Here is a 13,479-nt window from a genome sequence, read left to right on the forward strand (position 1 = left end):
AAAATATGTTTATATTGCCATACCACACTTTATCAGGCACTGTCGCCAAGTTGCAATTTGGTTGAAAGGAACACCTTCATACTGTCTTCTCTCTTCTCCTTAATCTGTTCAATCAACATATTAACTGATGTTGTCCAGACTACTCTTGGGAGCATGTCGAGTCTTGTATATGTAGGATATTTAGTCTTAACTGTATCAATGTCTTTATATATGACTACAGCTACATCTTTTGGTATTCTTAAGCGATGTTCTTTTATAACTTCAAGTGCGCCTTCCGCAATCTCATCGCTTCCAAGTATGAGTACTTCTGGAATATCTCCGGATTCAATTATCTTAAGTGCCATCTCTCTGCCACTCTCACTACTCATCTCACCTATATAAAAATACTTGTCACAATACATATCTCTCTTTGTAAGTACCTCTTTAAGGCTTGTAAGTCGTGTTGTTCCTATCGTTACTCCATCAGCATTATATATACCTCCAAGATATCCTATACTTCTGTAATCTTTATAGTCTACGAGGTAGTCTATCATACTATTTATGCCATTGTCATAGTCCATAACTATTGTATCAAATTCATAACTGTCCTGACGGGAATTAATAAATACTATATGATTACTTTGCATTCTAAGAGTCTTAATCTCTTCATCGGTAAAATTGCCGAATGCAATTATTCCATCAAGCTGTTCTCTCTTCTCATCTCTTGACATTCTTACAAATCTGACTTGTTCCTGCACAGACATCATCATCACAATATTGTCAAGCTGTGCAATATCTATGTTATGTCTGTCCTTTCTCACTATATGCCAGTCTGCAACGCCTATTATAAGTTCTTCACTCTGTGAGGCATGACGCATTTTAGGTGGAATATACTTAAGCTCCTTCGCAGTTAATAGTATCTGCTCCCTAACCTGTGAACTTACGCTTAATGTCTCATCCCTGTTAAGTACTCTTGATACTGTTGATATTGAGACATTAACCTTTTTAGCTATATCTTTTATAGTTGCCATATACACACACCTTTCGATTTTTTATTATATTTCATAAGAGACAATTTTTCAATAACATTCGTAAAATTTTACTAAATTTTTACTTCACTTTTACTCAAGCTATACCGATAACTATTTACTCTTACTTAACATTTTTACTTTTACAGTAAATGTTACCACATTATATCTCTTTTTGTAAGGTGTTGTACTATATTTACTATCGGTATTCACAAGTTGTGTCATCAAAGAATAGGACATCTTTTATATTTTTTTAATTCATAAATTTTTACATATTATATTTTTCTACTGCTATCCTTAGCTTCTTAATAAGGAGTTCTATTGCCACTGCATCTGCGTGTTTTGTTCTTGCTGCACATGCGTCTCTAAGTGTTTCCTCTAATTTTGGTGAATCTTCTGTTGGTTGTCTTCGTTCAAAATAGTTCTCTATCTGGTCTTTACATTCAGCCATAGTCAGGTTTAATTTTTTAGTAAATTTTTCGTGAACACTAGTATATTTAATGTTTAAATCTGTTGCCACTTTGTGAATTCCAGCTGTTACACATCTTCTAATTCCTACGATTTTATCATTCTGATTAGATGTAGTTGTATTATTTAGACCATCTTCCATGTCAATACTTGACATTTCCTGTATGTTATTACTTGTATTATGCGTTACAATGTTATTTTTTCTTGATGACTTTGGATTAGCACTTACATATTCTGCTACATATTCAAGTACTGCTACTATCTGTTTAATTGAACTGCTGCAACCTGAAGTATCAATCTCTTGTTCTGTATTGTCTGATTTACGGACAGTTTCTACACTTCCATCATCATATACATACATCTCATACGTTGCTATTAATCTTCTCATATTAGTTCCTCACTTTCTTTTCTCATTCATAGAGAATTACATTAAACTTCACATGAATTATATGAAGGGTATAAAAAATTACATATAATAGTTGTTCGGGTTAGTATACTTGCTATGGAATTAAGTTAAATTATTAAAGCCATCTTTTGATGGCTCTAATAATTTAACTCGGTATATATTATTCATTTTATAGTTGCATATAATCTTATGCATTATTTTTGATGACTTATAATCCATTGCAATATATCCTCCGCACCTATTTTGCCAGATGCCAAATCAAGGATGGTGTCACTCAGTTCTTTCTGTGTATATGAAAGTTCATAACCATTTAATGCTAAGAACACTAACATTACATGTGTGCCTAATCTTTTGTTTCCATCTACCATAGGATGATTCTTTACAATCCCAAAGCAAATCTGTGCTGCTTTTGCCTGTATGCTTGGATACAATTCTTCGTCTCCAAATGACTAAAATGGATTAGCCAATGCTGAATCTAACATACCATCATCACGAATGCCATTACTACCGCCCGTAGCTTCAATCAGTCGCTGATGAAGTAAAATAACCTGCTCTTTGCTCAATCTTATCATTTGGCAAGTACCTCATAAGCCTCCATATTCTGTTTGATAAGACGCTCTGATACAGCAAACACATCCTCTGTAGATGCTATTTTTTCCTGCTCAGCTTTGCTAAAGTCAATTACAAGATATCTTGGCACATTATTTTTAAGAATAACCGCTGTGCCATGTTCGTCAACAACTCTGGCAACTTTTGAAAAATTCTGATTAGCTTCTGTTATAGAAATCATTGTATTTGTATCAATTGTCATAATATGCACCCCACTTTCATTTATATTATACGCATATTATAGGATAAATACAACCTATTTTCATAGCTAAACTATATGTTAAAAAAAGAAAACGGTCTTTTGACTATGTCAAAGACCGTTTTCTTTACAATTTTATTCAATTCATATATCTGGATACTTTTTTCGAAAGTCCATTAAAATTATTTTTATGCTTCCTCATTCATATTAGCAAGCTTAGCTGCCTGGTCGGCTGCTATTAAGCTATCAATTACTTCATCAAGATCTCCGCCTAATATATCATCAAGTCTATGAAGTGTAAGCTTGATTCTATGATCTGTAACTCGTCCCTGTGGGAAGTTATATGTTCTAATCTTCTCTGAACGATCACCTGTACCAACCTGGCTTCTTCTTGCAGCTGCTTCTTCACTCTGTTTTTTCTCAAGTTCAAGTTCATATAATTTGGCACGTAATACTTTTAAGGCTTTCTCTTTATTCTTAATCTGAGACTTCTCATCCTGACATGAGATAACAATACCTGTTGGAATATGTGTAAGACGTACAGCTGAGTCAGTTGTATTAACGCACTGTCCACCATTACCTGATGCTCTAAATACATCAATCTTACAATCATTCATATCAAGTTCTACGTCAACTTCTTCTGCTTCCGGCATAATCGCAACAGTAATTGTTGATGTATGAATACGTCCCTGTGATTCTGTCTCCGGAACTCGCTGAACTCTATGAACACCACTTTCGTATTTTAACTTAGAATATGCACCCTGACCAGAGATCATGAATACAACTTCCTTAAATCCACCAATTCCATTCTCATTAACACTTATAAGTTCACTCTTCCAACGGTTTCTCTCTGCATATTTTACATACATTCTATATATCTCATATGCAAATAATGCTGCTTCATCACCGCCTGCACCGGCTCTTATCTCTACGATTACGTTCTTATCATCGTTAGGATCTTTTGGAAGAAGAAGAATCTTAAGTTCCTGTTCAAGTTCTTCAATTCTTGCTTTTGAAGAATTAAGTTCTTCTTTGGCAAGTTCTCTCATCTCTTCATCTGACTCTTCTTCAAGCATTGCAAGACTGTCTTCAACTGCCTGTTTACATTCTTTATACTCTTTATATGCTGTAACAATAGGAAGAAGATCATTTTGTTCTTTCATTAATTTACGAAAACGAGTCTGATCTTCAACTACAGCCGGATTACTTAATTCAGCTGTGATATCTTCATATCTGATTAGCAAATCTTCTAATTTATCGTACATATTTCATTTCCTTTCTAACTAACATCTCACTCGCACATTATAATCTACCTTTAACTATGCGGTCAAGACCTGCAAGATCTTTAATCACTTCTATTTCTTTATAATCATTCTGTCTCATGATCTGTACAACATCCGCTGCCTGATCACATCCTATCTCATATAGAAGAATTCCTCCACTCTTAAGATATGACTTTGCTTTTTTTGTTATCTCTTTGTAAAAATAAAGACCATCTTCATGTCCACATAATGCCATATATGGTTCTCTGTCTTTTACTTCACTATCAAGTTCTGCAATAACTTCCGGTCTTATGTAAGGTGGATTAGATACAATCACATTATATTGTTCCCTGACATTATCAAACAGATCACTCTTAATAATATCTACATTATCTATATCATTATACACAACATTATCTTTAGCTACTCTTACAGCACCATCTGACAAATCTGCACCTGTGCCATGACTAATGTTACTATTCTTTGCAATAGCACATATTATGCATCCGGAGCCTGTACACATATCAAGTACTCTATCGCCATCTTTTATATAATGAAGTGCCTGCTCAACAAGTATCTCTGTATCAAATCTTGGAATAAGTACATTCTCATTAACTTTTATATCTATTCCATAGAATTCCTGATGTCCTGTTATATATTGTAATGGTTCATGTTCTGCACGTCTTGCTATAACTTCATTATATTGTTCTTCAAGCATACTGTCACATTCTTCCATAGATTCCATAAGATACTTAGTTCTTGACATTTTAGACACTTCTGACAGAAGTATCCACGCATCTGTCTTAGGATCTGCAATATCAGCTTTCTTAAGCACTTCTTCGCCATGCATAAGTATATCTCTGTATCTACTCATATTTCACATCCTCTATATTGATTCCATTATCATTAAGATAAGCTTTCCAGTCAAATACCTTTTCAACTGCTTTTATCGCAACTTCTATCATATCATCTGTAGGTTCGCTTGTTGTAAGCATCTGAAGCCACATTCCCGGTCTGCTTAATATATCAACAATTCTTGATTCACTTTTTCCGGCAAGCCTTATGAATTCATATGACACTCCGGCAATTACAGGAACTAATAGAACTCTCACAATAACTCTTAATGCCGGTGAATCAACTCTTATAAAAATAAAGAATATAATACTTATTATCATTACAACCAAAAGAAAACTTGTTCCACATCTCTTATGATGCTTTGATGACTTTCTTACATTCTCTACATTAAGCTCCATTCCATGCTCAATGCAATTAATACATTTATGCTCTGCACCATGATACATAAATACTCTTTTTATATCATTCATTCTTGAAATTAGGAATATGTATAGTAGAAAAATTATAAGTCTTATTACTCCTTCTAAAATTGCAAGTAACGTATTAGATACTATATATTTTTTAAACAGACTTGATACAAAATATGGCAAAACCATAAATATCAATACTGCAAGTATTATCGAAATACATATTGTTATTCCAGACAATATACTGTCTAACTTGTCTCCAAATATTCTGCCTGCTGCTCTCTCAGCTTTACCCGGTTCTTCTTCATCTTCATAAAAACTGGCAGAATAGGTAAGTGTCTTCATACCTATTATAAGTGATTCAACAAAACTTGCAACACCTCTTAAAATCGGTAATTTAAGTATTGCATATTTTTCCATAAGAGATACATATTCATGTTCAACTACTTCTATCGTATTGTCAGGCTTTCTCACTGCTATGGAATATTTGTCTTTATTCTTCATCATAATTCCTTCAATAACTGCCTGACCGCCAATTCCTGATGATCTCATTTTAAATACTCCTGACATATATTATTTTACTGTTTGTTCATTAGTTATCTAAATTTAAAAATAGGTTGAGATTAATTACAACCTCAACCTTATCTTTAATCTTATTTGTCTGAATTCATACCGTATTTTCTGTTGAACTTATCTATACGTCCACGAGCTGATGCAGCTTTCTGCTGGCCTGTATAGAATGAATGACATTTTGAACAAATTTCAACGTGGATTGATTCCTTTGTTGAACCTGTTACGAACTCATTACCACAGTTGCAAACAACCTTTGCCTGATAATAATTTGGATGGATACCTTCTCTCATTTTTTTCACCTCTTTAAAAAAAATCATATGAAAATTGATATTAATCAATCTATTTCCAAGTATGTGCAGCCAAACGTTCAGTCTGCACCTTAATCAACAGCTTTCTTATTGTATCATAGTACTTATATATTTGCAAGTGTTTTTTTAACCATAGCAACAAATTCCTTGTTGTCATTTGTTCTTGCAAATATTTCAAGGACTTTTTCTACTGAATCTTCAGGTCTTAATGTACTGAATACTCTTCTTACTATAGCCATTGCTTCCTGTTCTGAGTCTGAAAGTAAAAGATCATCTCTTCTTGTTCCTGATTTTAACAGATCAAGTGCAGGGAAGATTCTCTTCTCTGAAAGCTTTCTGTCAAGAACAAGTTCCATATTACCAGTTCCTTTAAATTCTTCGAATACAACATCATCCATCTTACTTCCTGTCTCAACAAGTGCTGTTGCAAGAATTGTAAGACTTCCGCCTTCTCTCATATTACGGGCTGCACCAAAGAACTTCTTAGGTGCATTAAGTGCTGCCGGATCAAGACCACCTGAAAGTGTTCTTCCACTTGCAGGAATTGTTATATTATAAGCTCTTGTAAGTCTTGTTATTGAATCAAGAAGTATTGTTACATCTTTTTTATGTTCTACAAGACGTTTTGCTCTCTCTAATACCATCTCAGATACTCTCTTATGATGTTCTGGTGTCTCATCAAATGTTGAATATATTACTTCAACATTTCTTCCTTCGATTGATTCCTTAATATCTGTTACTTCTTCCGGTCTCTCATCAATAAGAAGAATTATAAGATGCATATCAGGATTGTTAAGAGTTATTGATCTTGCAATATCTTTTAATAATGTTGTCTTACCTGCTTTTGGTGGAGATACGATCATACCTCTTTGTCCTTTACCAATTGGTGCTATCATATCACATACTCTCATCGCAAGTGATGTTCGTGGACTTTCAAGTCTTATTCTCGCATTAGGGAATATTGGTGTAAGATCTTCAAAATTCTTACGATTCATTGCTTCTGCAGGATCAAGTCCATTAATCTGTTTTACATATAAAAGAGCACTGAACTTCTCATTCTGTGTCTTAATTCTTGTTGTTCCTGTAAGAACATCACCAGTCTTTAAGTTGAATCTTCTTATCTGTGATGGTGATACATATACATCATTATCTCCTGGAAGATAATTAGCACATCTGATAAATCCATATCCATCTGATAATACTTCAAGGATTCCTTCTGCTGGATCTCCTTCAAGACTTTCTCTTGTATATTCCTGTCCATCTTTTCCAATGAATTTATCATTGTCTTTTGGTGTATAAGTCTTTTCTGGTTTTACTTCATTCTTTACAATATCTGTATTGTCTTGTTTTAATTCAGTTCTATAATCATTTTTTGATTCGCTGCGGTAATCAACTCGCTGGTCGTTACGATAGTCATTTCTCTGGTCATTTCTATAATCAACTCTCTGATCGTTACGATAATCCATTCTCTGGTCGTTACGATAATCATTTCTTTGTTCATTGCGATAGTCTGTTCTCTGGTCATTACGGTAATCATTACGATAATCAGCTCTTTGATCATTTCTATAATCATTTCTCTGGTCGTTGCGATAATCTCTCTGATCATTTCTATAATCATTTCTCTGGTCATTGCGGTAATCAGCTCTTTGATCATTTCTATAATCGTTTCTCTGGTCATTGCGATAATCTGTTCTTGAGTCGTTTCTATAATTGTCATTTCTTGATGAAGGATATGTTCTGTATCCACCTCTTGTAACAGGCTCTGTTCTATTCATGTCTCTCTTAGGTGTTCTGGCTGTTCTTGTTGTTCTAACAGGTCTTGTCTCTTCTGTTGTAATCTCTGTCTGAACATATTCAGGTGTTGTTGATGTCTCAGCTCTTCTTGTAACCATAGTTCTTCTTGGGAGTTCTTCTATAACTGGCTCTGCTTCAGGAGTCTCAACTACTACATTTTCTACTTCTTTAACAGGATTTTTTCTAGGTCTTCCCGGTCCTCTCTTTACAGGTTTTTCTTCAACTGTCTCTGTTTTTGTCTCTGTAACAGCTTCTCTAACCTCTGTCTTCCTAGGTCTTCCTGGTCCTCTCTTTGCAGGTTTTTCTTTTTCTGCTGCTTTTCTTTCTGTAACTTCTAATATTCTATCAATGATTTCTTTTTTTCGCATTATAGTAAGATTTTTAATTCCATTCTCCTTTGCGATTGCTCTTAAATCAACTAAAGACAGCGTCTCTAACTTCTCACGCATAAATTTTCTCCTTTTTCCTATATGTTTATTTGATATTACGACTGATTTTTTTAGTAAATATATTGGGATCTTCCTCAGAAATTGAGCTGAATACTGAACCGCACATCATTTTTGAAATCATATCGCATATTAACTAAAATGTAAAGTATTTTTTAGATTTTTTCCAAAAAACTTTTTACTTTTGCTTCATACGCCTGCTTATCAACAACGTAACTCATAGTATGTCCAGCACCATCAACTATAAGCATATCCTTATCTGTCGGACAACTTTCATATAATTCCCTTACCATATATGTAGGCACAAAGTCATCACTTCCACCATGTATAAATAATACAGGAATTTTAGCTTTTCTTAATGCACTTGTACTTTTATATTCTTTAAAACTGTATCCGGCAAATATCTTCGAGTATATGCTTGCTACTTTTATAAAAAATACTTTCACCGGAGTATTTCCAAGCACATTTTTAAATTCTTCTTCAATATCGGTAAATCCACAGTCTTCAATAACAGCTTTTACAATATCAGGAAGATTTCTTCCACATGCCATCATTACAGCCGCAGCTCCCATTGATGTTCCATGAAGAACAACTTTATGTTCCTTGCCAAACCTGCATTCTATATATTCACACCAGCTTACGCAGTCTAATGAGTCAAGCACTCCAAATCCTGTATATCTGCCTTCGCTCTCGCCATGTGCTCTCATATCAACAATCAGCAGATTATACCCCATGTCCATATAGAATCTGTATTGCATGGCAAAATCTCTTATTGCAAGTCCTCTGAATCCATGAAAGACTATAAGTGTCTTATCAGAACTTTGTTCTCCAGCTTTATAAAAATTAGCATGAAGCATTAATTTATCAAATGATTCAATCTTAACTGATTCATGTGGCAGTGCTTTTAATTCATCATATTTTACTGTAAGTTCTGTCTTATATGGCATCCATTCCTTGCCAAGATTCATCTCATCTTTTATTATGAATCTTCCTATAAAACGTTTGAACAGTACATAAGGTGTCAAAAAAGTTCCTATTGTTCCAAGAACTGCTGGAACTACAAATAGCTTCTTCTTCATAGTACCGCTTCCTTTCAACTTCTCAACTCTTAATATGTATATATTATTTATCTCATATTAATCGGGATGTTTCTGTGCAGACATGCATTTATGTATTACATGTATTCCTATTATTTTTTCTTATATAATCCAATTACATTAACTAATAAGATATCAGGTTATTTACCTTTATTTTCCAAATTATTATATGTTTTATTTCGGAATTTATTCATTTTGCCAATCTATTATCAGTCTATATTTTATGCCTTGTTTTTTCATTATATACGCATTATTACGCAAGATCAAGCCCTCTTTATATTCTTTTTATAGAATTTTAGTTCTAACCATATATCATTTTTGTGTATATTTATACATTTTTTAGAACAATTCCTTCATTTAGGAAATTTCATATTTTAATCATTGTATTCTCTTAATTCTATGTTATCTATCCTCTTTATAATTCTTCACTAAGTAAAAGTACTTGCTATGCATTTGCTATAATGATATGATATATATAATTGTACTTATGTACACTAATCAGAAAGGATGTAGTATAAATGAACATTAACGAAAAAGCCTTAGCTCTCCATGAAGAATGGAATGGCAAACTTGAAACTGCTTCAAAATGCAAAATAAATACAAGAGAGGATCTCGCACTTGCATATACTCCTGGTGTTGCTGAACCTTGTAAAGTTATTCACAAAGAGCCTGAAACAGTTTATAAATATACAAGCAAAGCTAATACAGTAGCTGTTGTTTCTGACGGAAGTGCTGTACTTGGCCTTGGCAATATAGGACCTCTTGCAGCTATGCCTGTTATGGAAGGTAAAGCTGTACTTTTCAAAGAATTCGGTAATGTCAATGCTGTTCCTATCTGTCTTGATACACAGGATACAGAAGAGATTATCACAACTGTTAAGAATATCGCTCCTGCTTTTGGAGGAATTAACCTTGAAGATATCTCAGCTCCAAGATGTTTTGAGATAGAAGAGAGACTTAAAGCAATGCTTGATATTCCTGTATTCCATGACGATCAGCATGGTACTGCTATTGTTGTTCTTGCAGGTATTATCAATGCTCTTAAAGTTACTGGTAAAGACAAAGAAGCTTGTAAAGTTGTTGTAAATGGTGCTGGTTCTGCCGGTGTTGCTATTACAAAACTTCTTTTAAAATATGGTTTTAAGAATGTTACAATGTGTGATAAATCCGGTATTATCTGCGAAGGTGACGAAGGTCTTAACTGGATGCAGGTTGAGATGAGTAAGATTACTAATCTTGATAAGAAAAAAGGAACTCTTGCTGATGCACTTAATGGTGCTGATATCTTCGTTGGTGTATCTGCACCTGGAATCGTATCACAGGATATGGTTCGTTCAATGAATAAAGATGCTATTCTTTTTGCAATGGCTAATCCTGTTCCTGAGATTATGCCTGACCTTGCCAAAGAAGCTGGTGCTAAAGTTGTTGGAACAGGAAGAAGTGATTTCCCTAATCAGGTTAATAATGTTGTTGCTTTCCCTGGCATATTCAAAGGTGCTCTTGAAGGACGTGCAAAACAGATTACAGAAGAGATGAAACTTGCTGCCGCTAATGCTATAGCAGGTCTTGTTGCTGATGAAGATCTTAACGAGAATAATATTCTTCCTGAAGCATTCGATCCTAGAGTAGCTGATGTAGTAAGCCAGGCTGTTAAAGATCACATTAAATAATGGTACTTTATAATGGTTAATTATAATGGTAAACCTTATCATTCACTTGATTATCATCTAAGAGAAGTCTTTCATGACAAAGTCTATAAGATTGCTCTTGATGCCGGAACCACATGTCCTAATCGTGATGGTAAAATAGACACCAGAGGCTGTATATTCTGCAGCCTTGGTGGTTCTGGTGATTTTGCTTCTTCACGTAAGCTTTCAATTACCAGTCAGATTGAATCTGGTATACGCTCTATATCCGAGAAATACAACGGTCACAAATTTATTGCTTATTTTCAGGCTTTTACAGGCACTTATGGCGATAAGAACTATCTAAGAGAATGTTATCTAGAAGCTATCAGGCATCCTGACATTGTATGTCTGTCAATAGCTACACGTCCTGACTGTATTGATGAGGATATACTAAAAATATTAGATGAATGTAATCATATCAAACCTGTATGGATTGAACTTGGACTTCAGACTATTAATGAAGATACTGCCAGATATATAAGACGTGGCTATCCACTTTCTGTATTTGATAAAGCTGTAAGAGATCTACGATCTATTAACATAGATGTAATTGTCCATACTATTATAGGTCTTCCAGGCGAGACTTTTGATGATATGAAAGCTACAATATGCTATCTTGCAAAGTGTGATATTCAGGGAATCAAATTACAACTTCTTCATGTTCTTAAGAGAACTGACCTTTTAACCGATTATGAAAATGGATTGTTTCAAACATTATCTTTGGAAGAATACACAGATATAATAATAAAACTAATTGAATTATTACCTGAGAATATTGTAATACACAGAATAACAGGCGATGGACCAAAATCCATCCTTGTCTCTCCTACCTGGAGCAGTAACAAAAAATATGTTCTTAATTATATTCATAAGGAATTTAAACTTAGAGGTGCTTATCAAGGCAAATATTATAGACGGAGGTTTTAAAATGACTAATGACTCATTAACACTTTACAAGCTCATAATTCTATATATGCTGAATAAAGTAAACTTTCCTCTTACTAATACTCAGATATCTAATTTTATTCTTGATAAGGGGTATACAACATACTTTACTATTCAGCATGCAATCAATGATCTTTTAGAGTCTGATTTGATTGAAGTTCGAACATATCGTAATAGTAGTCAGTATCACATTACCAAAAGCGGCAGAGAGACTCTGTCATTTTTCAAATCAAAGATTTCTGATGCTATAATCGCCGATATCGACCAATATCTTATTGAAAACAAATATGAATTGCGTAACGAAGTTAACACCATATCCGAATATTATAAATCTACTAATAATGATTTTACTGTTCATCTTGCTGTTAAAGAAGCAGGTTCTCCACTTATTGATCTGCATCTGTCTGTTCCTACAGAAGCCCAGGCTGATGCAATGTGTGTTAACTGGAAAGAAGAAAGCCAGACAATCTATGCTTTTGTCATGGATAAATTAATGAAATAATCTGAACAGTTTTAATCAATTTATATACTTATTTTATTAGGCTTGCTATTCGCTTAGATAAAAATGAGTCATATATCTGTTATTACATATATGGCTCATTTTTATTTTTTAATGTATATACATTTTAATTCAACACATTTTAATTTAATGCATTTCAATTCAATACATTTTAATTCAATACATTTTAATTCAATGCGTTTTAATTCAATACATCTTAATTTAATACGTTTTAATTCAATACGTTTTAATTCAATGCATTTCAATTCAATACATTTTAATTTATATATTTTTTAATCTATGCATTATATGAATTTTCTTATTCTGCAAGTTCTTCAATAACATTCCAGATATCTTCAAGTCCCTGCTTTGTCTCTGCTGAAAATGGAATAACTCTTGTCTCATTACCTATTCCAAGACCTGTCTTTATAGCTTTTACCTGCTTTTTAATCTGGCTTCTCTTTATCTTATCAAGCTTTGTTGCAATAATAATCGGTGTATAACCATTGTATACAACCCATTCATACATATTTCTATCATTTTCAGAAGGATCATGTCTGATATCTATAAGAAGAAAGACCTGTTTTAGCTGTTTAGACTGATTAAGGTATCTCTCTATCATCTTGCCCCACTTTGCTTTTATCTCCTGTGAAACTTTAGCATATCCATAACCTGGTAGATCAACAAAATATAAAACATCATTAATATTATAAAAATTAATAGTCTGTGTTTTACCTGGCTGTGATGATGTTCTGGCAAATGATTTTCTATTCATCAATGCATTTATTAATGATGATTTTCCAACATTTGATTTTCCGGCAAATGCAAATTCAGGTTTTGTATTCTCCGGCAGTTTACTTGTTATTCCACATACAGTCTCAAGGCTAAGACTTTTTATTACCATATCAATTCTCCT

Annotated in this window: 15 protein-coding genes; 3 read left to right on the forward strand and 12 right to left on the reverse strand. The window is 33.6% G+C overall.

Annotated features, from left to right (window positions below; genetic code table 11):
• Nucleotides 1-32 precede the first annotated feature (32 nt).
• From KQI85_RS13825 to KQI85_RS13870, 11 genes are all read right to left on the reverse strand, one after another.
• Nucleotides 33-1,010, reverse strand: a complete 978-nt coding sequence (locus KQI85_RS13825) for a substrate-binding domain-containing protein (RefSeq protein ID WP_216576663.1) — start codon at nt 1,008-1,010, stop codon at nt 33-35.
• A 265-nt stretch (nt 1,011-1,275) separates the two neighbouring features.
• Nucleotides 1,276-1,863 carry a hypothetical protein gene (locus KQI85_RS13830; protein WP_216576664.1) on the reverse strand — a complete coding sequence of 196 codons (588 nt, stop codon included), beginning with the start codon at nt 1,861-1,863 and terminating at the stop codon, nt 1,276-1,278.
• A gap of 212 nt (nt 1,864-2,075) precedes the next feature.
• Nucleotides 2,076-2,312: a type II toxin-antitoxin system death-on-curing family toxin gene (locus KQI85_RS17030; protein WP_371820658.1), complete on the reverse strand. Its 237-nt coding sequence runs from the start codon at nt 2,310-2,312 to the stop codon at nt 2,076-2,078.
• Nucleotides 2,313-2,330: 18 nt separating this feature from the next.
• Nucleotides 2,331-2,453 carry a cell filamentation protein Fic gene (locus tag KQI85_RS17035; RefSeq protein ID WP_371820659.1) on the reverse strand — a complete coding sequence of 41 codons (123 nt, stop codon included), beginning with the start codon at nt 2,451-2,453 and terminating at the stop codon, nt 2,331-2,333.
• Nucleotides 2,450-2,692 carry a type II toxin-antitoxin system Phd/YefM family antitoxin gene (locus KQI85_RS13840; RefSeq protein ID WP_216576665.1) on the reverse strand — a complete coding sequence of 81 codons (243 nt, stop codon included), beginning with the start codon at nt 2,690-2,692 and terminating at the stop codon, nt 2,450-2,452. The genes KQI85_RS17035 and KQI85_RS13840 overlap by 4 nt, the downstream gene beginning before the upstream one ends.
• Nucleotides 2,693-2,877: 185 nt before the next feature.
• A complete protein-coding gene (prfA, locus tag KQI85_RS13845; RefSeq protein ID WP_216576666.1) occupies nt 2,878-3,954 on the reverse strand; it encodes a peptide chain release factor 1 in 1,077 nt (358 codons plus the stop codon).
• Between the two features lie 37 nt (nt 3,955-3,991).
• Nucleotides 3,992-4,825, reverse strand: a complete 834-nt coding sequence (gene prmC / locus KQI85_RS13850) for a peptide chain release factor N(5)-glutamine methyltransferase (RefSeq protein ID WP_216576667.1) — start codon at nt 4,823-4,825, stop codon at nt 3,992-3,994.
• A complete protein-coding gene (locus KQI85_RS13855; RefSeq protein WP_216576668.1) occupies nt 4,818-5,765 on the reverse strand; it encodes a DUF1385 domain-containing protein in 948 nt (315 codons plus the stop codon). The genes prmC and KQI85_RS13855 overlap by 8 nt, the downstream gene beginning before the upstream one ends.
• Nucleotides 5,766-5,866: 101 nt before the next feature.
• Entirely contained in the window at nt 5,867-6,076 is a 210-nt protein-coding gene (gene rpmE, locus KQI85_RS13860) for a 50S ribosomal protein L31 (RefSeq protein ID WP_216576669.1), read from the reverse strand.
• A gap of 122 nt (nt 6,077-6,198) precedes the next feature.
• Entirely contained in the window at nt 6,199-8,337 is a 2,139-nt protein-coding gene (gene rho / locus KQI85_RS13865) for a transcription termination factor Rho (protein ID WP_216576670.1), read from the reverse strand.
• 152 nt (nt 8,338-8,489) lie between these two features.
• Nucleotides 8,490-9,413: an alpha/beta hydrolase gene (locus KQI85_RS13870; protein ID WP_216576671.1), complete on the reverse strand. Its 924-nt coding sequence runs from the start codon at nt 9,411-9,413 to the stop codon at nt 8,490-8,492.
• A gap of 536 nt (nt 9,414-9,949) precedes the next feature.
• Between KQI85_RS13870 and KQI85_RS13875 the strand changes: the two genes are divergently transcribed.
• Genes KQI85_RS13875 through KQI85_RS13885 form a run of 3 tightly spaced genes read left to right on the forward strand, consistent with a single transcriptional unit; the run spans nt 9,950 to nt 12,566 of the window.
• The gene (locus tag KQI85_RS13875; protein ID WP_216576672.1) at nt 9,950-11,101 is read left to right on the forward strand and encodes an NADP-dependent malic enzyme; all 1,152 of its coding nucleotides are present in this window, start codon (nt 9,950-9,952) and stop codon (nt 11,099-11,101) included.
• 12 nt (nt 11,102-11,113) lie between these two features.
• Nucleotides 11,114-12,046 carry a TIGR01212 family radical SAM protein gene (locus KQI85_RS13880; protein ID WP_216576673.1) on the forward strand — a complete coding sequence of 311 codons (933 nt, stop codon included), beginning with the start codon at nt 11,114-11,116 and terminating at the stop codon, nt 12,044-12,046.
• Nucleotide 12,047: 1 nt separating this feature from the next.
• A complete protein-coding gene (locus tag KQI85_RS13885) occupies nt 12,048-12,566 on the forward strand; it encodes a DUF4364 family protein (RefSeq protein ID WP_216576674.1) in 519 nt (172 codons plus the stop codon).
• A gap of 316 nt (nt 12,567-12,882) precedes the next feature.
• Here the strand turns inward: KQI85_RS13885 and yihA are convergent, their stop codons facing one another.
• Nucleotides 12,883-13,467 carry a ribosome biogenesis GTP-binding protein YihA/YsxC gene (gene yihA, locus KQI85_RS13890; RefSeq protein WP_216576675.1) on the reverse strand — a complete coding sequence of 195 codons (585 nt, stop codon included), beginning with the start codon at nt 13,465-13,467 and terminating at the stop codon, nt 12,883-12,885.
• Nucleotides 13,468-13,479 lie beyond the last annotated feature (12 nt).

It is taken from the genome of Falcatimonas sp. MSJ-15 (assembly GCF_018918265.1).
Taxonomy (GTDB): Bacteria; Bacillota; Clostridia; order Lachnospirales; family Lachnospiraceae; genus Falcatimonas.